Source organism: Streptomyces sp. NPDC014882 (genome assembly GCF_043081325.1).
In the GTDB taxonomy this organism is placed as follows: Bacteria; Actinomycetota; Actinomycetes; order Streptomycetales; family Streptomycetaceae; genus Streptomyces.
In genome coordinates, this window is the sequence record NZ_JBIBWL010000002.1 from 186,263 (window position 1) to 212,598 (window position 26,336).

Below are 26,336 nucleotides of genomic sequence, written 5' to 3' on the forward strand. Positions count from 1 at the left end.
CTCCGGGGAGCCCCGCGTGGATCGCACCGCCCAGCTCGTCGCCCGTCCCGCGGAGCGCCCCTCCGTATACGATCCGACCACTTCGGCCGGATCGCCGCACCTCAGGGCCGTGGAGGTGCTGGACGGCAACTGGACGGGAACCTCCACGGTGCCCTCGCGCGGCCTGTACCCGCACCAGTGGTCCTGGGACTCGGCGTTCGTCGCGATCGGACTGCGGCACGTCTCGCCGCACCGGGCGCAGACCGAGCTGGAGACGCTGCTGGCCGCCCAGTGGGGCGACGGGCGCATCCCGCACATCGTCTTCAACCCCTCCGTGCCGTTCGACGCGTACTTCCCGAGCCCCGACTTCTGGCGCTCCTCGACCGCGGGGCGCGCTGCGGGCGCCCCGCGCACCGTACAGACCTCCGGCATCGTGCAGCCACCGGTGCACGCGCTGGCGGCCTGGCTGGTGCACCGCGCCGACCCCGGGCTGTCCCGGGCGCGCGGCTTCCTGGCCCGGGTGTACCCCCGGCTGGCCGCCTGGCACCGCTACCTGCTGCACCGGCGGGACCTGGGCGGCGGGGGGCTGGCGTCGGTCGTGCACCCCTGGGAGCAGGGGATGGACAACGCACCCTCCTGGGACGCGCCGCTCGCCCGGATCACCCCGGCCCCGGCCCGCTCCTTCCGGCGCGCCGACCTCGCCCACGGGGCGCCGCGGGACCGGCCGACGGACCTGGACTACGGGCGGTACGTGCGGCTGGCGACGGACTACCGGGACGGGGGCTACCGGGACGGGGGCTACCGGGACGGGCCGGGCGGGAGGAGGGGGGCCGGGCCGGGCGGGGGAAGGGGGGCCGGCACGGCCGCCTTCGCCGTCGAGGATCCCGCGTTCAACGCCCTGCTCATCGCCTCCGAGCACGCGCTGGCCCGGATCGCGCGGGAACTGGGGGCCACCGGCACCGCCCGGCACGCGCGCGCGGAGCGGCTGACCGCGGCGCTCGTCGACCGGCTGTGGGACCCCGCCGAGGGCCTGTTCCGCTGCCGGGACCTGCGCGGCGGCGGCCTGATCCGGGAGGGCGGGGTCGCCGGACTGGTCCCGCTGCTGCTGCCCGGGCTGCCCCGCGCGATCGTCTCCGCCCTCGTGCGCACCCTGCGCGGCCCGCACTTCGGGGTGGGCGTCACCACCCGCCTCGTCCCCAGCTACGACCTGCTCGGCGAGTCCTTCGACCCGCACCGCTACTGGCGGGGGCCGGCCTGGTTCAACACCGCCTGGCTCGTCGAGCGGGGGCTGCGGCTGCACGGCGAGCGCGCGGACGCGGACGCGCTGCGCGAGGCCGTGCTGGACCTCGCGGACGCCTCGGACTTCGCCGAGTACGTCGACCCGTACACCGGCGAGGCCTGCGGGGCGACCGGCTTCAGCTGGACCGCCGCGCTCATGCTCGACCTGCTGCACGACGGGGAAGGCGTGCCGCCCGGCACGGGAAGCGTGCCGGGCGGGACGGACATCGGCACGGACATCGGCACGGACATCGACAGGGGCGACCGTTCGTTCGCGTCGTCCGAGGGAGGGGACCGGGGATGACGGACCGGCATCATCTGCTCGTGCACGGCGGGACGTTCGCCGCCGTCGGTGACCGCGGGGACATCAGCGGCGTGCGCGGCGCCGGATCACCCGACGGGTTGTTCGTCAGGGACGCGCGCCACCTCAGCCGCTGGCAGCTCACCGTGGACGGGGCGGTGCCCGAGGTGCTCGTGCCCGTCGCGGACGGGGACGCGGCGCGCTGCGTGCTCGTGCCGCGCGGCGGCCGCACGGAACCGCCCTCGTGCACGCTCTTCCGCGAACAGGCGGTGGGCGACGGCTCGTTCGTCGAGTCGCTGCGGGTGGTCGGCAACCGTCCGGTGCCGCTGACGGTCCGGCTGGCGCTCACCGTCGACGCCGACTTCGCCGACCAGTTCGAACTCCGCTCCGACCACCGCACCTACGCCAAGACCGGCGCGGTCCGCCACCGCCGGATCCTCGACGACGGGGTGGAGTTCGGCTACCGGCGCGGCGAGTGGCGGTCCCTCACGGCGGTGACCGCCGACCCCGCGCCGGACGGCGTCGAGGAGACCGGCACCGGCGCCCGCCGCCTGGTCTGGACCCTGGAACTCGAGCCGCACGGCAGCGCCGCGCTGACGCTGCGGGTGATGGCCCGCCCGCACGGCGAGAAGCGGGCCCTGCGCGTCCCCCGCTCCCCCGCCGCGCTGACCGCGGAACTGCTCGCGCGGGAAAGCGAGTTCGTGGAGGGCGTGGCCTTCCCCACCGGCTGGCCCGAACTGGCGGCCGCCTGCGCGCGGGGCCTCGCCGACCTGGCCGCGCTCCAGGTCCCGGCGACCGGCCCGGACGGGGAGGAACTGCGCGTCCCGGCCGCCGGCGCCCCCTGGTTCCTGACCCTGCTGGGCCGCGACGCCCTGCTCACCTCGCTGTTCGCGCTGCCCTACCGGCCCGCCCCGGCCGCCGCCACGCTCCTCGCGCTGGCCGCGACCCAGGCCACCGGGACCGGCCAGGAGTCGGTCGCCCAGCCCGGCAAGATCGTCCACGAGGTGCGGCACGGCGAACTCGCGCACTTCCACCAGGTCCCCTACGGCCGCTACTACGGCTCGGTGGACGCCACCCCGCTCTTCCTCGTCCTGCTCGGCGCCTACGTCGAACAGACCGGCGACGCGGCCCTCGCCCGCCGGCTGGAGCCGCACGCCCGCGCGGCCGTCGGCTGGATGCTCGACCACGGCGGCCTCACCTCGCGCGGCTACCTGGTCTACCGCGCCGACCGGGGCGGCCTCGCCAACCAGAACTGGAAGGACTCCCCCGGCGCCGTCTGCTCGGCCGACGGCACCCGCCCCTCGGGCCCGGTGACGGCGGCCGGGGCCCAGGGCTACGCGTACGACGCGCTGCGCCGGACCGCGTCCGTGGCGCGCGCGGTGTGGCGGGACGAGACCTACGCGGCCCTGCTCGAACAGGCCGCCGCCGATCTGCGCGATCGCTTCCAGCGGGACTTCTGGATGCGCGAGCACTCCTTCCCGGCACTCGCGCTGGACGGCGAGGGCCGCCAGGTCGACGCGCTCGCCTCGGACGCCGGCCACCTGCTGTGGTCGGGGCTGCTGGACAAGGAGTACGGCGAACTGGTCGGCCGGCGGCTGCTGGAGCCGGACTTCTTCTCCGGCTGGGGGGTGCGCACGCTGGCGGCCGGGCAGCCGGCGTACCACCCGCTGTCGTACCACCGCGGCTCGGTGTGGCCGCACGACAACGCGCTGATCGCCCTGGGGCTGGCCCGCTACGGCCTGCACGACGAGGCCCGCACCGTCGCGCACGGGCTGGTCGACGCGGCCGCCGCGACCGGCCACCGCCTGCCCGAGGTGCTCGCGGGCTACGGCCGCGACACCCACACGGAACCGGTGCCCTACCCTCACGCGTGCGTGCGGGAGGCCCGCTCGGCGGCCGCCCCGCTGGCCCTGCTCACCGCGGTGGGCGGGGCGTAGCGCCGTGCTCGACCGGGCGTTTGCCCGGTGTTTGCCGACCGCTCGCCGGGACCGGTGAACGCCGGGCCCGGGCACTCCGTACGAGACGGTGGCGGATCCGGTCCCCCCACCGGATCCGCCGCTCCGCCCGGCTCCGTACGGAAGGACCCCTCGGGTGCCTGTCTTCACACGGTCTCGTGACCTGCCCGCCTCCCCCGACGGCCCGCCCGACGACGCCGAGACGGCCGAGGCGCCGGAGGCGAACGAGGAACCAGAGACGGACGAGGCGGCCAAGACGGACGAGGAGCCGGAGGCGGCCAAGACGGCCGAGGCACCGGAGGCGACCGAGGCAGCCGGGAAGCCGGAGACGACCGAGGCGCCAGAAGCGGCCGAGGCACCGGAGGCGGTCGAGGCACCGGAGGCGGTCGAAGTACCGGAGACAGCCGGAAAGCCGAAGACGGCCGAGGCGCCGGAGACAGCCGGGAAGCCGGAGACCGCCGAGGCGCCGGAGGAGCCGGGCCGCGGGGCCGCGCCGTCGCGCACCCTCGCCGCCCGCGTCGCGTACCGGTGGGCCTGGCGGAGCCGCCGTCCGCGGGCGGCGCGCGCGCTGTGGTGGACGACGACCGTGCTGGCCCTGGTGCTCGTGCTCGGGGCGATGGTGCTGCCGAACCAGGTCGGCCTGCTGCGGGCCGACCGGCTGATACGGCTGCCCGGCGAGGCGATCGTCTCGGCGGCCGTGCTGCTCTCGCTGCCGCGCCGCCCCCGGGTGGTGGCCGCGGCGGCGCTCGGGGCCGGCCTCGCGGCGCTGACCGTGGTCAACGTCCTGGACATGGCGTACTCCGAGTACCTGGGCCGCGGCTTCAACCTGGTCCTGGACTGGGGCCTGCTGGACGACGCGCAGTCCTACGTCGCGGACTCGATGGGCGGGACCACCGCCCTCGGCGCCACGATCGGGCTGTTCCTGCTGGTCGCCGCGCTGTTCGTCGTGATGGCGCTGGCGGCGGTCCGGCTGGGCGAGGTGCTGGCGCGGAACGTGCCCGCGGCGACCCGCGGCACGCTGGCCGCCGGCACGGTGTGGATCACCTGCTCCGTGCTGTCGGTCCAGTACGCCGGACTGCCGCTCGCCTTCAACCGCGCGGTGAGCGCCGTCACCGTCAAGGCCAGGGACGTGCGGCAGACCCTCGCGGACGAGGCCGCGTTCGCGAAGGAGGCCCGCGCGGACGCCTTCGGCGACACCCCGCCCGACCAGCTCGTGCCCGACCTGCGCGGCAAGGACGTGATCTTCACCTTCATCGAGAGCTACGGCCGCAGCGCGATCGAGGACCCGGTCATGTCCCCCGGCGTCGACCGGACGCTCACCACGAGCACCGCCGCGCTGGCGAAGGCCGGCTACCGCGCGAAAAGCGGCTGGCTGACCTCGGCGACCTTCGGCGGCAGCAGCTGGCTCGGCCACTCCAGCACGCTGTCCGGGCTGTGGATCGACAACCAGCAGCGCTACCGCACGGTCATGAACAGCGACCGCCTCAGCCTGCCGAAGATCTTCAAGAAGACCGGGGCCTGGGACACGGTGGGCGTGATGCCCGGGATCCAGAAGGCGTGGCCCGAGCAGAAGCACTACGGCCTGGACAAGGTCTACAACGCCTTCCAGATGGGCTACCAGGGCCCGAAGTTCAGCTGGTCGACGATGCCGGACCAGTACGCGCTGGAGGCGTTCCAGCGGCTGGAGCACGGCAGGGCCCGCGACAAGCCGCTGATGTCGGAGATCATCCTGACCTCCAGCCACCAGCCGTGGGCCCCGCTCCCGGAGATGGTCGGCTGGGACGAGATGGGCGACGGCTCGGTCTTCGACGGCATCCAGCAGGCCGGCGAGAAGGCGTCCGACGTCATCGCCGACTCCACCAGGTCCCGCGAGGCGTACGGCAGGTCGATCGCGTACTCGGTGACGGCGCTGACCCAGTGGCTGGAGCGCTACGGCACCGAGGACACCGTCCTGGTCTTCCTCGGCGACCACCAGCCCATCGCCCGGGTCAGCGGCGAGAACGCCAGCCGTGACGTGCCGGTCTCGATCGTCGCCAAGGACCCGGCGGTCCTCGACAGGATCGCCGGCTGGAAGTGGACCGACGGCCTGCGGCCGGCCCCCGACGCCCCGGTCTGGAAGATGGACCTCTTCCGGGACCGCTTCCTGACGGCGTACGGGTCGACCCCGCACCCGACGAAGGGCTGACCGGGCTCCGACGGGGGCTCGGGAGGGACTCCGGCGGGGGCGCGGGCTCCGGCAGGGGTGCGGACTCCGACGAGGGCGCGGGAGGGCGCCTCCGGCGGGGGCCGGGAGAGACGCGGGAGAGCCTCCGGCAGGAGCCCGCGCCCCGTCGGGCGCCTCAGCCGCCGGAGGTGTCCAGCTCCGCTTCCTCGCCGACGCCCGCGCAGTCGTAGGGGTCCTTCAGCCAGCCGTCCGGGAGGACGACCCTGTTGTTGCCGGAGGTGCGCCCGCGGGGGCCGTCGGCGCCGGTGGGCCAGGGCTGGTCGAGGTCCAGTTCGTCGAGTCCGGCGCGGAGTTCCGCCAGGGAGGAGGTGATCGCGAGACGCCGCCGCATGTCGGAGCCGACGGCGAAGCCCTTGAGGTACCAGGCGACGTGCTTGCGGAAGTCGACGACGCCCCTGGTCTCGTCGCCGATCCACTCGCCGAGGAGGGTGGCGTGCCGGACCATGACGTCGGCGACCTCGCGGAGGGAGGGCCGCGCGACGTCCTCGGTCCGTCCCTCGAAGGCGGCGACCAGGTCGGCGAACAGCCACGGCCGGCCCAGGCAGCCGCGGCCGACGACCACGCCGTCGCACCCCGTCTCGCGCACCATCCGCAGCGCGTCCCCGGCCGACCAGATGTCGCCGTTGCCGAGGACGGGGATCTCCGGGACGTGTTCCTTCAGGCGGGCGATCGCCTCCCAGTCGGCGGTGCCGCCGTAGTGCTGGGCGGCGGTGCGGCCGTGCAGCGCGACGGCGGTGACGCCCTCCTCGACGGCGATGCGGCCGGCGTCGAGGTAGGTGAGGTGGTCGTCGTCGATGCCCTTGCGCATCTTCATGGTGACGGGGAGGTCCCCGGCGCCGCCGACCGCCTCGCGGAGGATGGCGCGCAGCAGGTTGCGCTTGTAGGGGAGGGCGGAGCCGCCGCCCTTGCGGGTGACCTTCGGGACCGGGCAGCCGAAGTTCAGGTCGATGTGGTCGGCCAGGCCCTCCTCCGCGATCATGCGGACGGCCTTGCCGACGGTCGCCGGGTCCACGCCGTACAGCTGGATCGAACGCGGCTTCTCGCTCGCGTCGAAGTGGATCAGCTGCATGGTCTTCTCGTTGCGCTCGACCAGCGCCCGGGTCGTGATCATCTCGCTCACGAACAGGCCCTTGCCCCCGCTGAAGCCCCGGCACAGGGTGCGGAAGGGCGCGTTGGTGATACCGGCCATGGGGGCGAGGACGACCGGCGGCTGGACGGTGTGCGGGCCGATCTGCAGGGGGGACACGGGCGTGGACATCCGCCCATTGTGACCCATCGGCCCGGCGCCCCACGACGATGACCATGTAACGGTCATTAGTTAACCGCACTATCGAAGTCGGCGTACCATGACCGCATGCCCGAGCTGAGCCGGCGACGACGTCTCCTCGTTCTCGCGATCTGCTGCATGAGCCTGCTGATCGTGAGCCTCGACAACACGGTCCTCAACGTCGCCCTTCCCGCGATGGGGCGCGATCTGCGCGCCGGTACCTCCGGTCTCCAGTGGACGATCGACGCCTACACCCTCGTCCTCGCGTCCCTGCTGATGCTCGCCGGGTCCACCGCCGACCGGATCGGCCGCAGGAAGGTCTTCCTCACGGGCCTGGTCGTGTTCTCGCTCGGCTCCCTGCTCTGCTCCCTCGCCCCCGACCTCGAACTGCTGGTCGCGGCCCGCACGGTGCAGGCGGTCGGCGGCTCGATGCTCAACCCGGTCGCCATGTCGATCATCACCAACACGTTCACGGACCCGCGCGAGCGCGCCCGCGCCATCGGCGCGTGGGGTGCGGTCGTCGGCATCTCCATGGCCGCCGGGCCCCTGATCGGCGGCCTGCTGGTGGAGTCCGTCGGCTGGCGCTCCATCTTCTGGGTCAACCTGCCGGTCGGCCTCGCCGCCCTCCTGCTGACCCTGCGGTACGTCCCCGAGTCCCGCGCCCCGAAGGCCCGCCGGGCCGACCCGGTCGGCCAGCTCCTGGTCATCGCCCTCTTCGGCTGCCTGACGTACGCGATCATCGAGGCGCCCGAGGCCGGGCCCGGCACCAGCCTGCCCTTCGCCGCGGTCGCCCTCGCCGCCCTGCTCGGGCTCCTGTACTACGAGCCCCGCCGCGACGAACCCCTGATCGACCTGCGGTTCTTCCGGTCGGCGCCGTTCAGCGGGGCGACCGTGATCGCCGTCAGCGCCTTCGCGGCGCTCGGCGGGTTCCTGTTCCTGTCCACGCTGTACCTCCAGAACGTCCGCGGGCTCGACGCCCTCCACGCCGGCCTGTGGATGCTGCCGATGGCCCTCCCGACCTTCCTGTGCGCCCCGCTGTCCGGGCGGCTCGTGGGCAGTCGGGGGCCGCGGGTGCCCCTGCTGGTCGCCGGCCTCGCGATGACCGCGAGCGGCGTGCTGTTCGCGGCGTTCGACGCGGAGACCTCCGACCCCACGATGTTCCTCGGCTACGCGCTGTTCGGCATCGGCTTCGGCTTCGTGAACGCCCCCATCACCAACACCGCGGTGTCGGGGATGCCCCGCGCCCAGGCCGGGGTCGCCGCCGCCGTCGCCTCCACCAGCCGGCAGCTCGGCCAGACCCTCGGGGTCGCGGTGGTCGGGGCGGTGCTCGCGGCGGGCGTCGGGGCGTCGGCGTACCGCGAGACGTTCGTGGCGGCGGCGGTGCCGGGCTGGTGGATCCTCGCCGGGTGCGGGGCGCTGGTGCTGGTGGTGGGTCTGGTGAGCAGCGGTCCGTGGGCCCGGGGCACGGCCGAGCGGGCGGCGGAACGGCTGGCCTCTCCCGAGATCCGCGAGCACGCGGGGCTGAGCTCGTAGCGCCCCGCGGCCGGCACGGGGTGACGGGCTCGGCCCGTCACCGGCCGGACGGCGTCGTCCCGGGACGGGCGTGTCTGCGGCGCGGGGCCGCGAGGCGGGGCCGCGGGGCGGGGCCGCGGGACCGCACCGCGTCGCGTCCCTCGGGAACCGTGGTCACGCCCGTTGCGGGGCCGGGCCGGGCCGGTACTTCAGCAGCAGTTCCTCCACGCCGGGCAGCGCCCGCTGGCCCGCCAGGGCCAGCGCCACCGCCGCCAGGACGCCCGCCCAGGCCAGCGGGCCCAGGGGCGTGCAGCCGAAGAGCCGGCTGACGCCCGGCGTCTCCACCAGCGCGAACAGGACCGCCGCGGAACCCAGGGACGTGAAGCGCACCAGGGGGCTGCCGCGGCGGTCGGCCAGGGTCTGGGCCAGTTGCGTGCCCACCACCGCGCACAGGGCCATCGTGGTCGAACGCCGGGTCGTGCCCGGGGTGAAGCGGCCGATGAGCCAGGCGACGGTGGCGCCCAGGCAGGTGGTGAGGGCCCGGTGACGGATCTGCCGGACGAGGGGGGCGCCGAGGAGGGCCGTGCCCAGGGGCGCGCCGGTCTCCGGGGCGTCGGCCCCCTCCTCGGGGGTCACCGCCACCGCCATCGCCGGGAACAGGTCCGTGAACAGGTTGACCAGCAGCATCTGCCGGGTGGACAGGGGCGCGGAGCCCGACAGCAGGGTGCCCAGGACGCCGAAGCCGACCTCGCCCGCGTTGCCGCCGATGAGGATGGCGATGGCGTCGGCCACGCTGTGCCAGAGCGAACGGCCCTCCCGGACGGCCTCGATGAGGACCGAGAGGTCGTCGCCGGTGACGACGAGGTCGGCGGCGTTGCGGGCGGCGGCCGAACCACGGGCGCTGATGCCGACGCCGATGTCGGCGGCGCGGATCGCGGCGGCGTCGTTGGCGCCGTCGCCGACCATGCCGACGACCCGGCCCGCGTCCCTGAGGGCCTCGACGACCTGGAGCTTCTGCTCGGGCGCCACGCGGGCGACGACGTCGGCGTCCCGGAGCATCCGGGAGCGCACGGAGCGGTCGGCGGCGGCGAGTTCGTCGCCGGTGACCACGTTCGCGTCGTCCGGCCAGCCCAGTTCGACGGCGATGGCGTGAGCGGTGCGCGGATGGTCGCCGGTCAGCACGACGGGCCGTACGCCCGCCTCGCGCAGCCCGTGGACCAGGGCCGGTGAGGTCTCGCGCGGCGCGTCGGCGAGGGCCACGAACCCGGCGAACTCCAGCCCCTCCAGAGGTGCTTCGAGGACGTCCGCCGCCTCCTCGCCGTCCGCCAGCGGGCGCTGGGCCACCGCCAGGACCCGCAGGCCGTCGGCGGCGAGGGACTGGGAGCGGTCGTGCAGATCGGGGGGCGGGCCGGAGCAGGCGGCCAGGACGGTCTCCGGGGCGCCCTTGACGACCAGGAGGGGCGGGCCTTCGGCGGCCTGCCCGACCGCGGCCGCGTAGCCCCGGGCGGCCTCGAAGGGCAGCCCCTCGCTCTGCCGCCAGCCGGGGTCCGGCCCGGCGGCCCCCAGGACGGCCTCGTCGGTGGCGTGCGCCGGGCGGTGCGGGTCCCCGCCGAGGCGGGGGCAGGCGCGGGCCGCGGCGCGCAGGGGGGCGGTGGCGGCCGGGTCGGTGAGCGGGTGGGCCGTGCCGTCCGGGCCGGCCACCCGGACCAGGCGCAGCCGGTTCTCGGTGAGGGTGCCGGTCTTGTCGAAGCAGACGGTGTCCATCCGGCCCAGCGCCTCCAGCGTGCGCGGGGTGCGGACGAGGAGGCCGCGGCTGCTGAGCCGGCGGGCGGCGGCGAGCTGCGCGACCGTGGCGACCAGGGGCAGCCCCTCGGGCACGGCGGCCACGGCGACGGCGACCCCGCCGCTCACGGCCCGGCGGACCGGGGTGCCCCGCAGCAGTGCCAGGCCGGTCACCGCGGCGCCGCCCGCGAGCGTCAGCGGCATGGCCCTGCGGGTGATCTCCTGGAGGCGGGCCTGCACCCCGGCGGCCGGCGGGACGCGGGCGGCGAGGGAGACGGCGCGGGCGGCCTCGGTGCGCTCGCCGGTGTCGACGACGAGGGCCCGGGCGTGCCCCGCCACCACGGTCGTGCCCTCGAACACCATGCAGCGCCGTTCCGCGACGGGTGCCTTCGGGGTGGGGTCCACCGCCTTGCCGACCGGCAGGGACTCGCCGGTCAGCGCCGACTCGTCGACCTCCAGCCCGTCCTCCCACAGCAGGCGGGCGTCGGCGGGCACGACGTCGTCGGCCGTGAGGTCGATGACGCGGCCGGGACCGAGTTCGGCGGCGTCGACCACGTGCGTGGCCGTGCCGTCGTCGGCGACCCGCGCCTTCTGCTGCTGTCCCGCGAGCAGCCCGGACAGGGCGCGCTCGGCCCGCAGCCGCTGGAAGCCGCCGACCAGGGCGTTCAGGTCGAGGGCGCCGATGACCAGCAGGGCGTCCACGACCGAGCCGAGGATCGCGGACGCGGCCGAGCCGACGACCAGGACCGGGGTGAGCGGGTCGTCCAGTTCGCGCCGCACGGCCCGGGCGAGCTGCCCCGACCAGCGTGCCGGGGCCAGCGCGGGAAGGCGTACGACCGTGCCGGCGGCCGTGCGCACCCGGGCCGCCGCCCGTTCCGCGGGGCCCGGTCGCGGGGGTGCCTCGCGCTCCAGCCGGTCCCGTACGTCGTCCGGGTGCAGGGCGTGCCAGGGGACCCGGGGGCGGGGGTGCGGCGGGCGGGCCAGGGCGACGCCGAGGGCGGCGCGCGCCCCGGTCAGCAGGGCCGCCGCCGCGCCCGCGTCGACGGGCGCGTGCCGCAGGCCCGGCAGCGGCGAACCGGGCCTGCCGCGGGACTCCCCGACGGCCACGAGCAGACCGGACAGGGCCGCGCCGGACCGGGCCAGGGTCTGCGACCGGCCGCCGACGCGGCGGGCCGCCGGCACGGCGGTCAGCAGCCGCCAGACGTCCGCCAGGCCGTGCGGGGCGAGGACGTCGGCGCCCCACACCACCTGACCGTCCTCGTCGGTGAGGGCGACGGCCACGTCGCCGCGCAGGAGACCGGCGGTGACGTCGGCGTCGCCGTGGGGGCGGGGGCGGGCGACCGTGACGACACCGCCCTCGCCGCGCAGTCGGTCGACCACCTCGCCCAACGGGCGGTCCGCGGCCACGACCTGGTCGGCGAGGCCGGTGAAGTCGGCCAGCGCCGGGTCGTCGACGACCACGACGCGCAGGCCGGCCCGGCGGGCGGCGTCCAGGACGGGCTCGGTCCACGGGTCGGCGCCCGCGCCGGGCCCGCGGAGCGCGCCGGGGTGCAGGACGACCGTCCGGGCCATCTCCAGCTGCCGCAGCCGGTCCGGATCGCGCACCAGCACGCCCTCGCGGGAGAGCGCGCAGCTGAGGGCGGCGTGGAAGACGGCGGGTCCGTACCGCGCCGCCTTCGGGGAACCGGCCAGGACCGCCTCCGCCGACTCGGCGAGGTCGTGCTTGACGAGCAGCGCCGCGACCGCGCCGAGGACGCTGCCGGTCGAGGCGTGGGCGGCGTACTCCTGGGCCGGGGAGGTGCGCAGCGGCGGGCGCAGGGACGGGTCGGCGGGCACGCTGTGCCGGTGCGGGGCGCACAGGTGGTCGTGGACGGGCTCGAAGGCGGCCGTCCGCACCGCCGCCTCCGCGAGCTGGACGGTGCGCAGCACGCCGTCCAGCACCAGCGAGGTCGGGGTGTGCCCGGCGCCGTGCACGGCCGCGTTCACGACGGCGAGGGCGACCTCCGTGCGGGTGTCGCCCAGGCGGGCCCGCAGCCAGGAGCGGAAGCGGGGGTTCTCGCGCAGCAGCGTGACCGCGGCGGTCACCAGCCGCGGTGACGGGGGCAGCCGCATGGCGGACCCCGCCAGCGCGGCCGCGGCACCCGCCGCGTCGGCCGCGAGGGTCTCGGCGGCGGTCCGTACGGAGGCCGGGTCGCCGGGGTGCCCCAGCTCCTCCACGTCGTCCTCGGCGGGGACCAGCCCGTGCCGCTCCGCGAGCGCCTCCGCCCGCTCCACGACGCTGTCGCTCACGGCCTCCTCGACCGCCACCACGACCAGCCGGGCCAGCCCGCTGTCCCAGTAGGCGAGGGCGACGTCCGGATGCTCGGCGAGCGCGGCGGCCACGCGACGGGCCCGGTGTTCGAGGGAACGGACTCGGGGAGCGGCCCCGACGGCGGTCTCGGCGCCCGCAGGACGGAACGGCTCCCCGGCCGGCGGGGGCCCGGCGTCCGGGTGCGCGACGGGCCCCGCAGCCGCGCCGGCCCCCTCCCCCGGCGGACGCCCGGGAGCCCGCGCGCCCGCAGGACCGGACGGCTCCCCGGAGAGCGGGGACGCGGCAGCCCCGGCATCCGGACGCGACGGCGCACCGAGGGTGGCCTCGCCAAGGGCCGCCACGCCGGGGACGGAATCCTCGGGGACGGCCACGCCGGGAACCGCTTCACCAGGGGCCGCCACCCCGGGGACGGACTCCCCGGGAACCGCCTCACCGGGGGCCGCCACCCCGGAGACGGAATCCCCGGGGGCCGCCACGCGCAGGGACAGGTGGGTGCGGGTGCCGGCGCGCCAGTGGGGGGAGGTGCCCGGGAGGGCGGCGCGGGCGACCCGGGTCAGGCGCAGGGCGGAGTCCGCGGCCCGTACTCCCGCCCTGGCCGTGCCCGCGACCGCGCCGGCGGCGGCGCCCACGGCCGGGGCCGTGCCGCGGGCGAGCAGGCGCGGCCCGGCCAGGACCAGCCCGGCGGCGGCCGCCGTGGGGCGGGTGAGGATTCCCCCGGCCATCACTCGCCCTCGGCGTCCCGTGCGGCACGCGACGGCGTCGCGTGGTGCGGGGGCAGCTTGGCGGAGGGGGTCGCGGGCGCCGTCGTACGCTCCGCCGCGGCAGCCCCCGCCGAGTGCCCGGCGCGCACCCGGGGCGCGGCCGGTGCGCCGGACACGTCGCCCCCGCCGCGCCTCCCGGTCTCACCCGCACCCGTGCCCGCGTTCACGGCCGTGCCCGCGCCGGTACCCGTGGCCGTGCCCGCGCCGGTACCAGTGGCCGCACCCGTGCCCGCACCCGTGGCCGCCGCGGCGCCGTCCGGCCGCCGCTGCGGTCGCGGCTGGGTCAGCCAGGCCACCGCCGCTCCGGTGACCGCGACGGGCCACTCCACGACCCCGGCGACGCCGAGCACACCCGCGCCGGTGTAGACGGCGAGCCGCCGCCCGCGCGGGGACACCGCGCCGACCTTGTCCAGTGCGCCCCCGGCGGCCCGGCCCACCAGGCCGGCGCCGGGCACCCTGCCCAGCACCGAGGCGGCCGCCCGCAGCGGCTGGGGAAGTTCCCGTGTCGCGTCCTGCTCGGTCATGGCTCTCACTCCTCGGGTGGTCCCCGGCCCCCCTGCCCTTCGGCCCGGTCCGAGTTCCCGCACCGCGGCCCCTTCACCCGTGGGACGGGGCAGCCGTCCCCGGTTCCTCCCGGCCGCACCCCCTCGCACACCGGCGGGGTCCCCTCCCGCACCGGCCGGGCCTGGTTCCGCTCCGGCCGGCCCCGATGCGTCCCCGGCCTCCGAGCCCCGGCCTCCGAGCCCCGGCCCGCGACTCCCGCGCCGGCCAACTCACCCCGCGGAACGCCCCGTTGATGTTGGACTTGTCGCGCACCCCCACCCGGGCCGGCCTCTGGAGGCAGCATGTCGGAGATCAACACGAGCAAGGTGAGCCGCTGGGACCAGCACGGGCGCGAGCACGTCGTCCGGGTCCGGCGGGCGGGGATCCGGCGCACGATCCGGTGCGAGACGTGCGGCTGGCGCCGCGATGCCCCGTTCCGGCCCCTGCCGAAGGCGGAGGAGCACCTGGCGCGGGCCCACCAGGCGACGGTGGACCCCGCGCGGGCGTAGCCCGGCCGCGCGGAACCCCGGGCGCGGAACCCCGGGCGCGGGACCCCGGGCGCGGACTCCCCCACCGCCCCGCGCCCGCTCCCCGCGGCGGCAGCACGAAGCCCCCCGGCTCCGGGAAGGGAGTCGGGGGGCTTCGGGCGGACGGTGGGGCTCAGGCGCCGATCAGGCGGGCGGCCAGGTAGCCCTCGATCTGGTCGAGGGACACCCGCTCCTGCTTCATCGAGTCGCGCTCGCGCACGGTCACCGCGTTGTCCTCGAGCGTGTCGAAGTCGACGGTGACGCAGTACGGCGTACCGATCTCGTCCTGACGGCGGTAGCGGCGGCCGATCGCGCCGGCGTCGTCGAAGTCGATGTTCCAGTTCTGCCGCAGCGCCTGGGCGAGGCCCTTGGCCTTGGGCGACAGCTCCGGGTTGCGCGACAGCGGCAGCACGGCGACCTTCACCGGGGCGAGGCGGTGGTCGAGGCGCAGCACCGTGCGCTTCTCCAGCTTGCCCTTGGCGTTGGGCGCCTCGTCCTCGACGTAGGCGTCGAGCAGGAACGCCAGCATCGCGCGGCCGACACCGGCCGCCGGCTCGATGACGTACGGCGTCCAGCGCTCGCCGGCCTCCTGGTCGAAGTAGGAGAGGTCCTGGCCGGAGGCCTTGGCGTGGGCGCCGAGGTCGTAGTCGGTGCGGTTGGCCACGCCCTCCAGCTCGCCCCACTCGTTGCCGCCGAACTGGAAGCGGTACTCGATGTCGGCGGTGCGCTTGGAGTAGTGGGAGAGCTTCTCCTTCGGGTGCTCGTACCACCGCATGTTCTCTTCGCGCAGGCCGAGACCGGTGTACCAGTTCCAGCGCTGCTCCATCCAGTACTCCTGCCACTGCTCGTCCTCGCCCGGCTTGACGAAGAACTCCATCTCCATCTGCTCGAACTCGCGCGTGCGGAAGATGAAGTTGCCGGGCGTGATCTCGTTGCGGAAGGACTTGCCCATCTGGGCGATTCCGAACGGCGGCTTGCGGCGCGAAGTGGTCTGCACCTGGGCGAAGTTGGTGAAGATGCCCTGGGCGGTCTCGGGACGCAGGTAGGCGATGGAGCCGGTGTCCTGGGTGGGGCCGAGGTGGGTGGAGAGCAGACCCGAGAACTGCTTGGGCTCGGTGAACTGGCCCTTGTTGCCGCAGTTCGGGCAGTTCACGTCCGCCAGGCCGTTCTCCGGCAGGCGCTTGTGCTTGGCCTCGTAGGCCTCCTCCAGGTGGTCCGCGCGGAACCGCTTGTGGCAGGAGGTGCACTCGGTGAGCGGGTCGGAGAAGGTGGCGACGTGACCGGAGGCGACCCAGACCTCGGGGGCCAGGATGACGGACGAGTCGATGCCGACCACGTCCTCGCGCGACGTCACCATGTAGCGCCACCACTGGCGCTTCAGGTTCTCCTTGAGCTCGACACCCAGCGGTCCGTAGTCCCAGGCGGCGCGCTGGCCACCGTAGATCTCACTACAGGGGAATACGAAGCCACGGCGCTTGCTCAGGCTGACGATGGTGTCGATCTTGTCGGCGGCCACGGTGCTCTCTTCATAACGACGACGGGCGACGAAGCGAGGTGCTTCCAGCGAATTGACCCAGGGTACCGGCGGGGGCTCCCCCTCGGCCAAATCGGTCCCCCCTCAAGGCTTCACGGAGGGCGGCCGATTCTTCCGGGGCCCCTCGCCGGGCCCTTGAGAGATCCCTCTCCCGCGACTTTGTTGACAACGGTTTCCATATTTGTTGAAAATGACTGTCATGAACGTACGACGACACCACATATCCGGGATGGCCCTCGCGGCCGTCACCGCCCTCGGCCTCGGCACCCTCTCCGCCTGCTCGACCGACAGCGCGGCCGCCGGCGGCACGGAGAAGTTCGATGTCGTCGCGTCGTTCTACCCGATGGCCTTCCTCGCCGAGCGGATCGGCGGCGACCACGTGAACGTCACCAGTCTGACCGAGCCCGGCCAGGAACCGCACGACCTGGAGATCAGCGCACGGCAGCGCGCCCAGCTGGAGAAGTCCGACGCGGCCCTCTTCCTCAAGGGCCTCCAGCCCTCGGTCGACGAGGCCGTCACCCAGTCCGGCGCCAGGACGAAGATCGACGCCACCACCCTCACCACGCTGGAGGAGCACGGCGACGAGGTCGGCGGCCACGCCGACGAGCACGAGGACGAGCACGCCACCGAGGACGAGCACGCCGCCGAGGACGGGCACGGGCACGAGGAGACCGGCGGCAAGGACCCCCACGTCTGGCTCGACCCGGTGAAGTACGCCGAGGTCGCCGAGGGCGTCGGCAAGGCCTTCGCGAAGGCCGACCCGGACCACGCGGCCGACTACAAGAAGAACACCGCCGCCCTGGTCACCGAGCTCGGCGCCCTGGACACCGAGTTCGAGAACGGCCTGGCCGCCGCCAAGTCCAAGGTGTTCATCACCACGCACGCCGCCTTCGGCTACCTCGCCGAGCGCTACGGCCTGACCGAGGAGGCCATCAGCGGTCTCGACCCCGAGTCGGAGCCCAGCGCGGCGCGCGTCAAGGAACTTGAGAAGATGGCCAAGGCCGACGGCGTCACCACCGTGTTCTACGAGACGCTCGTCAGCGACAAGACCGCCAGGACCGTCGCCCGGGACGCGAACCTGAAGACGGACGTCCTCGACCCGATCGAGGGCATCACCGAGAAGTCCCGCGGTACCGACTACTTCGCGGTCCAGAGGGCGAACCTCAAGGCCCTGCAGACGGCCCTGGGAACCGCATGAGCTTCACGGAGGGCGTGATGGACACCAAGAGCGAGCCCGTCATATCGCTGCGCGGTGTCCGCGCCGAACTGGGCTCGCGCCCGGTCCTGCGCGGCATCGACCTCACCGTGCACCGCGGTGAGGTCGTCGCCCTGCTCGGCGCCAACGGCTCCGGCAAGTCGACCGCCGTGCGCAGCGTCATCGGCCAGGTGCCGCTCAGCGCCGGGCGCATCGAGCTGTTCGGCACCGACCGGCGGCGGTTCAGGGACTGGCCGCGCCTCGGCTACGTACCGCAGCGCACCACCGCCGCGGGCGGCGTCCCGGCGACCGTCACCGAGGTCGTCTCCTCCGGGCGGCTGTCCCGGGCCCGCTTCGGGATCCTGCGCAGGGCCGACCACGAGGCCGTGCACCGCGCGCTGGAGCTCGTCGGCATGGCCGACCGCGCCAAGGACTCCGTCGACGCGCTCTCCGGCGGCCAGCACCAGCGGGTGCTGATCGCCCGCGCGCTCGCCGCCGAACCCGAGCTGCTGATCATGGACGAACCGATGGCGGGCGTCGACCTGGCCAGCCAGGAGATCCTGGCCGAGACCCTGCGCGAGCAGGTCGCCCAGGGCGCCACCGTCCTGCTCGTCCTGCACGAGCTGGGCCCCCTGGAGCCCCTCATCGACCGGGCCGTCGTCCTGCGCGACGGCTGCGTCACGCACGACGGGCCGCCGCCCCGGGCGGTCGGCCAGCACGCGCTGCCCGGCCACGACCACGTACACCCGCACGCTCCGGCGGGCGCCGAACCGATCCGCACGGGACTGCTGAGCTGATGGACCTCCTCGACTACGCCTTCATGCAGCGGGCGCTGCTCGCCGCCGTCCTGGTCGGCATCACCGCCCCCGCCGTCGGCATCTACCTCGTCCAGCGCCGCCAGGCCCTCATGGGCGACGGCATCGGCCACGTCGCGATGACCGGCGTCGGCCTCGGCTTCCTGCTGTCGTGGTCCCCGGTCTGGATGGCCACCGCCGTCTCCGTCCTCGGCGCGGTCCTCATGGAGCTGATCCGCTGGTACGGCAGGACCCGCGGCGACATCGCCCTCGCCATGCTCTTCTACGGCGGCATGGCCGGCGGCGTGATGTTCATCAACCTCGCGCCGACCGGCTCCAACGCCAACCTGACGTCGTACCTGTTCGGCTCGCTGTCGACGGTGTCGGAGTCGGACGTGACCGCGATCTGCGTCCTCGCGGCCTTCGTGGTCCTCGTCACCGTCGGCCTGCGCCGGCAGCTGTTCGCGGTCAGCCAGGACGAGGAGTTCGCGCGGGTCACCGGGCTGCCGGTGCGCGCCCTGAACCTGCTGACGGCCGTCACCGCGGCGGTCACCGTCACCGTCGCCATGCGGGTCGTCGGCCTGCTGCTGGTGTCGGCGCTGATGGTGGTGCCGGTGGCGGCGGCCCAGCAGCTCAGCCGCAGTTTCGCGGCGACCTTCGCGATCGCCGTCGCGATCGGCGTCAGCGTGACGATCGGCGGCACGGTCACCTCGTACTACCAGGACGTCCCGCCCGGCGCGACGATCGTGCTGCTGACCATCGGCGCGTTCCTGGCGCTGACCGCCCTGGCCGCCCCGCTGGCCCGGCGCCGCGCCCGCGCCGCGGCCGCCGCGCAACCCGCCGGGGACCCGGCGGAGTGCGCGATTCCGGCCAGCCGCGCGGGCGGCGGCGGAGCCGGCGTCTGACCGCGCACGGTCCGGGCTGGCACAATGGCCCGGCACAGCGCAGACGTGAGGAGGCAACGGTGACGACCGCTGGATCGCCCGTGAAGGGCCGAGCCACCCGGCAGCGCGCCGCCGTGGCGGCGGCGCTCGACGAGGTCGACGAGTTCCGCAGCGCTCAGGAACTCCACGACATGCTCAAGCACAAGGGCGACTCCGTCGGGCTGACCACGGTCTACCGCACCCTGCAGACCCTCGCCGACGCCGGTGAGGTCGACGTGCTGCGCACCTCCGACGGTGAGTCCGTCTACCGCCGCTGCTCCAGCGGCGAGCACCACCACCACCTCGTCTGCCGCGCCTGCGGCAAGGCGGTCGAGGTCGAGGGGCCCGCGGTCGAGAAGTGGGCGGAGGCCATCGCCGCGGAACACGGGTTCGTGAACGTGGCCCACACGGTGGAGATCTTCGGCACCTGCGCGGAGTGCGCCGCGGGCTGAACCGGATTCCCGTGCCGGTGGGTCACGGGGCCGCCCGGGGGCTCTGCCCCCCGGGCGGCCGCTGTCGGCCCTGAACGGGCCTCGTCCTCGGACGCCGGACAGGCTGACTACTCCTGCCGGCCCTCCATCGCCAGGAGCTCCTCGTTCGGGATCGCGCCGCCGAAGCGGCGGTCCCGGGAGGCGAACTCCAGGCAGGCCCGCCACAGGTCGCGGCGGTCGAAGTCCGGCCACAGGACGTCCTGGAAGACCATCTCCGCGTAGGCGCTCTGCCACAGCAGGTAGTTGGACGTGCGCTGCTCGCCGCTCGGGCGCAGGAACAGGTCCACGTCCGGCATGTCCGGGTAGTACATGTACTTCTGCAGGGTCTTCTCGTTGACCTTCGACGGGTCGAGACGGCCCGCCCGCACGTCCTCGGCGAGGGCCTGCGCCGCGTCGGCGATCTCCGCCCGCCCGCCGTAGTTCATGCAGAAGTACAGGGTGAGGCGGTCGTTGTCCTTGGTCTGCTCCTGCGCGATCTGGAGCTCCTTGGCGACCGACTTCCACAGCTTGGGCATCCGGCCCACCCAGCGCACCCGGATGCCCAGCGCGTCGAGCTGGTCGCGGGACTTGCGGATGAAGTCGCGGTTGAAGTTCATCAGGAAGCGCACCTCGTCGGGCGAGCGCTTCCAGTTCTCCGTGGAGAAGGCGTACAGGGAGATGTTGCGCACACCGATCTCGACGCCGCCCTGGAGGACGTCCAGCACCCGCTCGGCGCCCACCTTGTGGCCCTCGGTGCGGGGCAGGCCGCGCTCCTTCGCCCAGCGGCCGTTGCCGTCCATGACGATCGCCACGTGCTCGGGGACCAGCTCGCCGGGGAGCTTCGGCGCGCGGGCGCCGGACGGGTGCGGCTCCGGCGCCTTGTACTCCCGACGCTGCCGCCCCAGGAACCCGCGTACGACCATGTGCTTCTCGTCTCCTCTTGCGTTGCCGCTTCTCTGCTTGTCCGCTTGTCTGTTTGTTTCTCTACTTCTCGACGTAGCGCAGGGAGCGCAGACCGCGCTCCAGGTGCCAGTGCAGGTACGCGGACACCAGCCCGCTGCCCTCCCGGACGTACCGGGCCTCGCACGCGTCCGCGGTCTCCCAGTCCCCCGTGAGCAGCGCCGCCAGCAGCGCCAGGGCCTGCGGCGAGGGTACGACGCTGCCGGGCACCCGGCAGTCGACGCAGACGGAGCCGCCGGAGGCGACGGAGAAGAACCGGTTGGGGCCGGGCATCCCGCACTTCGCGCAGTCGCCGAAGCTGGGAGCGTAGCCGTTGACGGCGAGGGAGCGCAGCAGGAAGGCGTCCAGGACGAGGTGCGGGGCGTGCTCGCCGCGGGCGAGGGTGCGCAGGGCTCCGACGAGCAGCAGGTACTGCTGCACGGCCGGTTCGCCCTCGTGGTCGGTGAACCGCTCGGCGGTCTCCAGCATGGCCGTGCCGGCGGTGTAGCGGGCGTAGTCGGTGACGATGCCGCCGCCGTACGGCGCGATGGTCTCGCTCTGCGTGCAGAGCGGCAGGCCGCGCCCGATCAGCTCGCTGCCCCGCGCGAAGAACTGCACGTCCACGTGCGAGAACGGCTCCAGCCGGGCCCCGAACTTGGACTTGGTCCGCCGCACCCCCCGGGCGACGGCCCGCACCCGCCCGTGCCCGCGGGTGAGCAGGGTGATGATCCGGTCCGCCTCGCCCAGCTTCTGGGTGCGCAGCACGATGCCGTCGTCCCTGAACAGACTCACCGCGCACCACCCCGGGACGGCCGGGGGTGTGGGGGGTGTCCCCCACGGGAGCGCAGCATGATCCGGTCCGCCTCGCCCAGCTTCTGGGTGCGCAGCACGATGCCGTCGTCGCGGAACAGACTCATGCCCCCATTCTCGCCCACCCGGCGGGAGCGGTGTGCCGCCGGTGGTGCGGCGGGCTCGCGCAACCGTACGGCGGGAGGGGGCGTCCGTGACGGAAGGGGCCCCGGAGACCACCGGGGTTTCCCCGCCCTGTCACCGACGGACGGAGAGAACGATCTCAGGCTCGACGAACCGCCGTACTCTGCTCACCACCGCGGGCGCCCTCACCGCGGCCTCCCTGCTGGGCGCCGGCCCGGCGCGGGCCGCCGACGGCACCGGCGGCGTCACCGCCCGCCTGCGCGCCCTGGAGGAGGCGCACGGCGCCCGCCTCGGCGTCTTCGCGCACAACGTGCGCACCGGGCGCACCGTGCGCCACCGCGCGGGCGAACGCTTCCCGGTCTGCTCCCTGTTCAAGGTCCTCGCGGTCGCCGCCGTGCTGCGCGACCTGGACCGGGACGGCGAGGTCCTGGCCCGCCGCATCCACTACACCGACGACGACGTGGTGGAGAACTCGCCCGTCACCGAGCTGCACGTGCCCGACGGCATGACCGTGGCCGAGCTGTGCGACGCGGCGATCCGGCGCAGCGACAACACGGCCGCCAACCTGCTGATGCGCGAGCTGGGCGGCCCGGCCGCCGTCACCCGCTTCGCCCGGTCGATCGGGGACCGGGTCACCCGGCTCGACCGGTGGGAGCCGGACCTGAACTCGGCCGAGCCGTGGCGGGTGACGGACACCACGACCCCGTACGCGATCGGCCGGTCCTACGCCCGGCTGGTGCTGGGCGACGCGCTGGCGCCCGGCGACCGGCGGCGGCTGACGGACTGGATGCTCGCCAACCGCACCAGCGACAACCGCTTCCGGGCCGGCCTGCCGCCCACCTGGACGCTCGCGGACAAGACCGGTGGCGGCTGGTACGGCGCCAACAACGACGCCGGGATCGCCTGGACGCCCGACGGCGCGCCCGTCGTGCTGGTCGCGCAGGTCACGATGCCGGACCGGGAGGCCGCCTACGACCACGACCTGATCGTCGAGGCGACGAGGCTGCTGGCGGCGACGCTCGGCTGAGACACCGGCCCCGCCCCCGGCCCCTCCCCCGGTCCTGGCACCGGCACCGTCCCGGGGGCGGGCCCGGACGGCGCGTCAGTCACCGTCCGGGCCCGCCCCCGGGGTCAGCACGGGCACGGTGTCGGGCGTGCCGTTCGGGGAGATCTCCGCGGAGGCGTCCCACAGCTGGTCGAAGCGCCGGATCAGCGGCTGGACCTCGTCCGCGCGGGCGTTCACCGTGGTCGAGGAGTTCACGCTGAGCTGGTCGGCGTGGATCTCGTACGACAGCGCCCCGTCGAAGACGATCCAGTCGATCATCTTGCCGCGCCGCAGATGGGCGGGGAGCTGTTCCAGGACCACCACCCGGACCTGGATGCCGATCTGGCGCTGCTCCTCGCAGATGGGGGCCAGCGCGGAGCGCTCCTGGGGTTCCTTGACGATGAACAGCCGCCGGACGGTGACCCCCCGCTCGGTGATCGCCTCGCGCTGGGCGGTGAGGTAGCGGTTCGCGGGTTCGCTGGACCAGAAGCCGTCGTCGACGACGCTGGTGCTGATGGCGTCGATGCTGCTCCTGGTGCACTTGGTCAGCGTCATCAGCCAGTCGTGGTTCTCGCCCGGCGTCTCGGCGGTGAGGTTGGTGAGGTCCTCCATCTGCGCGGCGAGCCGGTTGATCTCCTCGTGCGCGAACTCGTGCAGGATGCCGGGCCCCATGGAGACGACCTTGGTGGCGTGTTCGGCGAGCCGGGGCACCCCGTCGCCGCGCAGCTTCTCGACCTCGTTGAAGAGTTTGGTGGCCTCGCCTATGTCGGCGAAGCGCTTCTCCACGACGTCCTTCAGTTCGCTGAGCTGGTTCACGAAGGACGCCATGAACTGGACGATCAGGACGGTGCCGCCGCACAGCACGGACAGGACGAGCTGCCAGGGACCTTCGTCCTGGGGCAGCAGGACGTTGGTGAGGACGTAGACCACTCCGCCCACCACTACGGTGACCAGGAGTTTCAGCGTGAGCTGACGTGCGCTGTCGTTGTCGGCCCCCTGCTGCCGGCCGCGGACCCGCGCGTTCGTCGGTGCGCTCATCTCTCTTTCTCCCCCCGTTGGGATCGTGCGTCGGATCGTGCTCGGACGGTCGTCGTGTCGTCGGAAGCGGCGCCGCGGGCCGCGGTGCCGTGGGACGTGGTGCCGTGGGACGTGGTGGTGCGGTGCCGTGGTGGTGCGGGTCGCGGCGCCGCCGTCAGGACGGGGTCAGCGCGTCGCTCCGGGTGAGGAGACGCACGGCGAGCTGGTCCCGGATGCGCTGGGTCAGACTCGTCCACTGTCTGGTGAACCCCGGTGTCTCCTCCAGTTCCCGCCACAGGGTGTTCAGGGTGCGGTCGACGCGGGCCTGCGGCATCCACAGGTGCAGCAGGTGGTCGACGAGCGGGCGCAGCACCTTCAGCGCGGCCCGGCCGTCGTCGGAGCCGAGCCGCAGGCCGTCGAGCTTGTCGGCGACCGTGGTGAGCAGCCAGTCGTGCAGGGCGAGGTCCTCGCAGAGCGCGGCCGCCGCGGCGGGCGCCGTCCCGCGGGGCAGCCGCAGTTCGACGAGGCGCCGGCCGTCCTCGGCGACGGTGAAGCGCGGGACGGCCGCCTCGCCGTCGGCGGCCGGCAGGGCGGCCCAGCGCAGGCTGGTGTCGGTGGTGTTGAGCGGGGTGTCGTGGTCGAGCAGGCGGTGCCGGCGGGAGATCCGGGCGAGGAGGCTCTCGGCGACCGAGCCGACGTCCGGTTCGTCCTGCCGGTGTCCGGTCAGGAAGCCCTCGGCCACGGCCGGGGCGGAGATCCTGCCGACGGGGACGAGCACGCCGGGGCGGACCAGGTAGTAGCCCCAGGGCTGCCGCCGGTCGGGGCCGCGGGCGGGGACGGAGAAGTGGGCGGTGGCCTGGAGGACGCGGCCCTCGACGAGGGCGGCGCGGGCGGTCACCGTGCCGACGGCCCGGATCCTGGCGCCGCCGGCGGTGGGCAGCCGGCAGTCGACGCCGGTGAGGACGTCCGGGGAGACGGCGTGCCGGTTGGGGCGGCGGGAGAGCCGGACGCGTTCGTCGGCGCGCAGCCTCAGCAGCTGTTCGGCGACCTGCTCGTCGACGGCGTCCCGGGTGGGCAGCAGGCAGGTGCGGACCTCCCCGCAGGCGAGGACCTGCTCCGTGGACTCCTGCGGGCCGCTCATGTCACAGCCCCGGCGGGAAGACGTAGGAGGTGCGGTCCACGACGCCCTCGGGGACGGGCCGGCCCTCCGCGGCGGACCGCCCGGCGACCTGCCGTAACGCCTCGGACTCGACGTGGACCTGGTCGAGGACGACGCGGACGGCGTGTTCGACGGGCAGGAAGCGGGCCGGGAGGATGCTGCAGGTGGTGTACGCGGTGAAGGGCGCGGCCAGGGGGTTGAGGCGCACCACCGGCGGCAGGGCGTCCCACTCGGCGGGGAACTCCTTGCCGTCCCAGGGGGCGGGGGTCAGCACGGCCCGGCCGTCGTGGCGCAGCAGGCCGAGCCGGACGAGCTGCCAGACGGAGGCGAGGAAGGCGCAGGACCAGAGGCGTTCGTCCTCGGGTCCGCTCCACAGTTCGACGTCGACGAAGACGGAGTGGCCGCGGGCGCCGGTCTCGCTGGGCGGCTCCCACACGGTGCCGGTGGCGTCCAGGGCGGCGGAGGTGCGGTGCGAGGGGGTGCGTCGGCCGTTGGTGAGCCAGCCGGAGCGGGTGACGGGCGGGCGGAAGCCGTTGCTGCCGGGCGGCGGGGACTCCACCAGCCGGTGCAGGACGGACTCGGCGAGTCCGGCACGGTCGCGGTGGCCGGGTTCGGCGGTGGCGCAGCCGGACTCGCGGGCCAGGTAGTCGATGCTCAGGCCGGCCTCGGCGGCGGCCGCCAGCAGGGGCGGTACGAGTTCGGCGGGGGTGGACAGCCGGCTGAAGTAGTCGTCGACGAGGAAGCAGGTGCTGATCCGCGGCCGGACGCCGGCCGGCAGGGGGCCGAGGCCGGCGCGGGCGGCGTCCGCCCAGGGCCGTACGGCGGCGAAGTGGCGGCGCAGCCGGTCGGGGCCCTCGGCGAAGTCCTCCATGTAGAGGTGGCCGAGTTCCAGGGAGAGGTGGGAGAACGGCACGGATTCGGTGCGGGGCTGCGCGCTGGTCTCCCGGAAGACGGCGCCCGGTCCGGTCACAGCTGCCCCCAGTGCTTGTCCTCGGTCAGGCGCTGGGCGAGTTCGCCCATCTTCTTCCAGGTCTCCACGTTGGCGATGCGCCGGTCGTGCACGTCCTCGTCGGTGATGAGCCGCTCCTGCCACTGGAGGACGGGTTCCAGCGGGATGGACGACAGGACGCGGGTCCTGCCGATCCCGAGGCCGGCCGCGGTCTCCTCCAGCTGGGTGTCGCACTGCCGCATCCACGCGTACTGGGCGGGCGAGGTCTGGGACCACATGGGCGAGTCGAGATCGGGTACGGCGGCGCGGACGAAGCGGATCGAGGCGGAAAGCGCGTCGAGGTCGTGGCCCATGGCGACGCCGGCCTTCACAATGCCCTGTTTTCCGTACACGAGTTCGGCGGCGGCCATGACGTGCTGGCGGGTCCAGCGGTGATAGACGAGCCAGCGTGTTTTCAGGCGGCCGAGTCCGCCGCGGGGCGAGGTGGCGGCGAGGGCGAGGTCCATCGCATAACTGCGTCCGGCGCTCAAGTCCACGATGATGACGTCGAATTCGCGTTTCAGTCGCAGGACGAGATCGACGCAGCGGTGCAGGTTCTCCTCGTCGGTGACGAATTCGCCGCCGGTGCGGTCGCCGGGCAGCAGGACGAGCCGTCCCGAGCCGCCGGGCCGGCTGCGCAGCACGGGGTGCTCGGTGCGCGACCAGACGTCGACGCGCAGGGGCTCGGCGGTCTTGCCCTTGAGGTAGGAGTGCAGGCCGCGGTCCTCGGCCTCGGCGAGGACGTCGGGCAGGTCGAACACGGCGGCCGCGGTGGGCGAACCGAAGTCGAAGTCCAGGTAGCAGACGTCGTCCCCGTCCAGCGCGCGGTGGTAGGCGAGGTTGGCGCTGGTCACGGACCGGCCGGTGCCCCCCTTGTCGGAGGCGGCGAACACGAGCAC

21 protein-coding genes are annotated in these 26,336 nt (G+C 74.5%); 10 read left to right on the plus strand and 11 right to left on the minus strand.

Translation table 11 applies throughout. The features are described 5' to 3' along the window. Positions 1 to 16 precede the first annotated feature (16 nt). From ACF09K_RS05470 to ACF09K_RS05480, 3 genes are all read left to right on the plus strand, one after another. Complete coding sequence (locus tag ACF09K_RS05470) at positions 17 to 1,561, plus strand: hypothetical protein (protein WP_392241192.1); 1,545 nt, start codon at positions 17 to 19, stop codon at positions 1,559 to 1,561. Next, positions 1,558 to 3,495, plus strand: coding sequence for a glycogen debranching N-terminal domain-containing protein (locus ACF09K_RS05475; RefSeq protein ID WP_392241193.1), 1,938 nt, complete (start codon positions 1,558 to 1,560; stop codon positions 3,493 to 3,495). Before ACF09K_RS05470 ends, ACF09K_RS05475 begins: the two co-directional genes overlap by 4 nt. A 154-nt stretch (positions 3,496 to 3,649) precedes the next feature. Continuing rightward, positions 3,650 to 5,698, plus strand: a complete 2,049-nt coding sequence (locus tag ACF09K_RS05480) for a CDP-alcohol phosphatidyltransferase (protein ID WP_392241194.1) — start codon at positions 3,650 to 3,652, stop codon at positions 5,696 to 5,698. Between the two features lie 154 nt (positions 5,699 to 5,852). Here ACF09K_RS05480 and dusB read toward each other — a convergent pair whose 3' ends face one another. After that, entirely contained in the window at positions 5,853 to 6,995 is a 1,143-nt protein-coding gene (dusB, locus tag ACF09K_RS05485) for a tRNA dihydrouridine synthase DusB (protein ID WP_392241195.1), read from the minus strand. A gap of 96 nt (positions 6,996 to 7,091) precedes the next feature. On the opposite strand from dusB, the gene ACF09K_RS05490 reads away from it, so the two are divergent. After that, the gene (locus ACF09K_RS05490; protein ID WP_392241196.1) at positions 7,092 to 8,537 is read left to right on the plus strand and encodes an MFS transporter; all 1,446 of its coding nucleotides are present in this window, start codon (positions 7,092 to 7,094) and stop codon (positions 8,535 to 8,537) included. A 153-nt stretch (positions 8,538 to 8,690) separates the two neighbouring features. Here ACF09K_RS05490 and ACF09K_RS05495 read toward each other — a convergent pair whose 3' ends face one another. Both ACF09K_RS05495 and ACF09K_RS05500 read right to left on the minus strand, forming a co-directional pair. After that, positions 8,691 to 13,331 carry an HAD-IC family P-type ATPase gene (locus tag ACF09K_RS05495; RefSeq protein ID WP_392241197.1) on the minus strand — a complete coding sequence of 1,547 codons (4,641 nt, stop codon included), beginning with the start codon at positions 13,329 to 13,331 and terminating at the stop codon, positions 8,691 to 8,693. Next, complete coding sequence (locus ACF09K_RS05500; protein WP_392241198.1) at positions 13,331 to 13,894, minus strand: hypothetical protein; 564 nt, start codon at positions 13,892 to 13,894, stop codon at positions 13,331 to 13,333. Before ACF09K_RS05500 ends, ACF09K_RS05495 begins: the two co-directional genes overlap by 1 nt. A gap of 321 nt (positions 13,895 to 14,215) precedes the next feature. On the opposite strand from ACF09K_RS05500, the gene ACF09K_RS05505 reads away from it, so the two are divergent. Further along, positions 14,216 to 14,422: a hypothetical protein gene (locus ACF09K_RS05505; protein WP_392241199.1), complete on the plus strand. Its 207-nt coding sequence runs from the start codon at positions 14,216 to 14,218 to the stop codon at positions 14,420 to 14,422. A 151-nt stretch (positions 14,423 to 14,573) separates the two neighbouring features. On the opposite strand, the gene ACF09K_RS05510 is transcribed toward ACF09K_RS05505, so the two are convergent. Further along, entirely contained in the window at positions 14,574 to 15,956 is a 1,383-nt protein-coding gene (locus ACF09K_RS05510) for a glycine--tRNA ligase (RefSeq protein ID WP_363088155.1), read from the minus strand. 217 nt (positions 15,957 to 16,173) lie between these two features. Between ACF09K_RS05510 and ACF09K_RS05515 the strand changes: the two genes are divergently transcribed. Genes ACF09K_RS05515 through ACF09K_RS05530 form a run of 4 tightly spaced genes read left to right on the plus strand, consistent with a single transcriptional unit; the run spans position 16,174 to position 19,338 of the window. Continuing rightward, the gene (locus ACF09K_RS05515) at positions 16,174 to 17,172 is read left to right on the plus strand and encodes a metal ABC transporter substrate-binding protein (protein ID WP_392241200.1); all 999 of its coding nucleotides are present in this window, start codon (positions 16,174 to 16,176) and stop codon (positions 17,170 to 17,172) included. Further along, entirely contained in the window at positions 17,169 to 17,966 is a 798-nt protein-coding gene (locus ACF09K_RS05520) for a metal ABC transporter ATP-binding protein (RefSeq protein WP_392241201.1), read from the plus strand. The genes ACF09K_RS05515 and ACF09K_RS05520 overlap by 4 nt, the downstream gene beginning before the upstream one ends. Then, positions 17,966 to 18,868 (plus strand): metal ABC transporter permease, encoded by a 903-nt coding sequence (locus tag ACF09K_RS05525; RefSeq protein WP_392241202.1) that lies wholly within the window; start codon positions 17,966 to 17,968, stop codon positions 18,866 to 18,868. Before ACF09K_RS05520 ends, ACF09K_RS05525 begins: the two co-directional genes overlap by 1 nt. Positions 18,869 to 18,927: 59 nt before the next feature. Then, positions 18,928 to 19,338 carry a transcriptional repressor gene (locus ACF09K_RS05530; protein ID WP_363088159.1) on the plus strand — a complete coding sequence of 137 codons (411 nt, stop codon included), beginning with the start codon at positions 18,928 to 18,930 and terminating at the stop codon, positions 19,336 to 19,338. Between the two features lie 107 nt (positions 19,339 to 19,445). On the opposite strand, the gene ACF09K_RS05535 is transcribed toward ACF09K_RS05530, so the two are convergent. The 3 genes from ACF09K_RS05535 to ACF09K_RS05545 form a co-directional block, all read right to left on the minus strand. Then, the gene (locus ACF09K_RS05535) at positions 19,446 to 20,279 is read right to left on the minus strand and encodes an isoprenyl transferase (RefSeq protein WP_392241203.1); all 834 of its coding nucleotides are present in this window, start codon (positions 20,277 to 20,279) and stop codon (positions 19,446 to 19,448) included. A gap of 61 nt (positions 20,280 to 20,340) precedes the next feature. Further along, a complete protein-coding gene (recO, locus tag ACF09K_RS05540; protein ID WP_366057638.1) occupies positions 20,341 to 21,087 on the minus strand; it encodes a DNA repair protein RecO in 747 nt (248 codons plus the stop codon). Then, positions 21,084 to 21,212, minus strand: a complete 129-nt coding sequence (locus ACF09K_RS05545; RefSeq protein WP_392241204.1) for a hypothetical protein — start codon at positions 21,210 to 21,212, stop codon at positions 21,084 to 21,086. The genes recO and ACF09K_RS05545 overlap by 4 nt, the downstream gene beginning before the upstream one ends. Before the next feature lie 152 nt (positions 21,213 to 21,364). On the opposite strand from ACF09K_RS05545, the gene bla reads away from it, so the two are divergent. Beyond that, entirely contained in the window at positions 21,365 to 22,255 is an 891-nt protein-coding gene (gene bla / locus ACF09K_RS05550) for a class A beta-lactamase (RefSeq protein ID WP_392241633.1), read from the plus strand. A 75-nt stretch (positions 22,256 to 22,330) separates the two neighbouring features. Here the strand turns inward: bla and ACF09K_RS05555 are convergent, their stop codons facing one another. The 4 genes from ACF09K_RS05555 to ACF09K_RS05570 all read right to left on the minus strand — a co-directional run bounded on the left by ACF09K_RS05555 (position 22,331) and on the right by ACF09K_RS05570 (position 26,336). Further along, a complete protein-coding gene (locus tag ACF09K_RS05555) occupies positions 22,331 to 23,311 on the minus strand; it encodes a DUF6879 family protein (protein WP_392241205.1) in 981 nt (326 codons plus the stop codon). 154 nt (positions 23,312 to 23,465) lie between these two features. Further along, positions 23,466 to 24,431 (minus strand): SCO2521 family protein, encoded by a 966-nt coding sequence (locus tag ACF09K_RS05560; RefSeq protein WP_392241206.1) that lies wholly within the window; start codon positions 24,429 to 24,431, stop codon positions 23,466 to 23,468. Between the two features lies 1 nt (position 24,432). Beyond that, positions 24,433 to 25,419, minus strand: coding sequence for an SCO2522 family protein (locus tag ACF09K_RS05565; protein WP_392241207.1), 987 nt, complete (start codon positions 25,417 to 25,419; stop codon positions 24,433 to 24,435). Then, positions 25,416 to 26,336, minus strand: a complete 921-nt coding sequence (locus tag ACF09K_RS05570) for an SCO2523 family variant P-loop protein (RefSeq protein WP_392241634.1) — start codon at positions 26,334 to 26,336, stop codon at positions 25,416 to 25,418. Before ACF09K_RS05570 ends, ACF09K_RS05565 begins: the two co-directional genes overlap by 4 nt.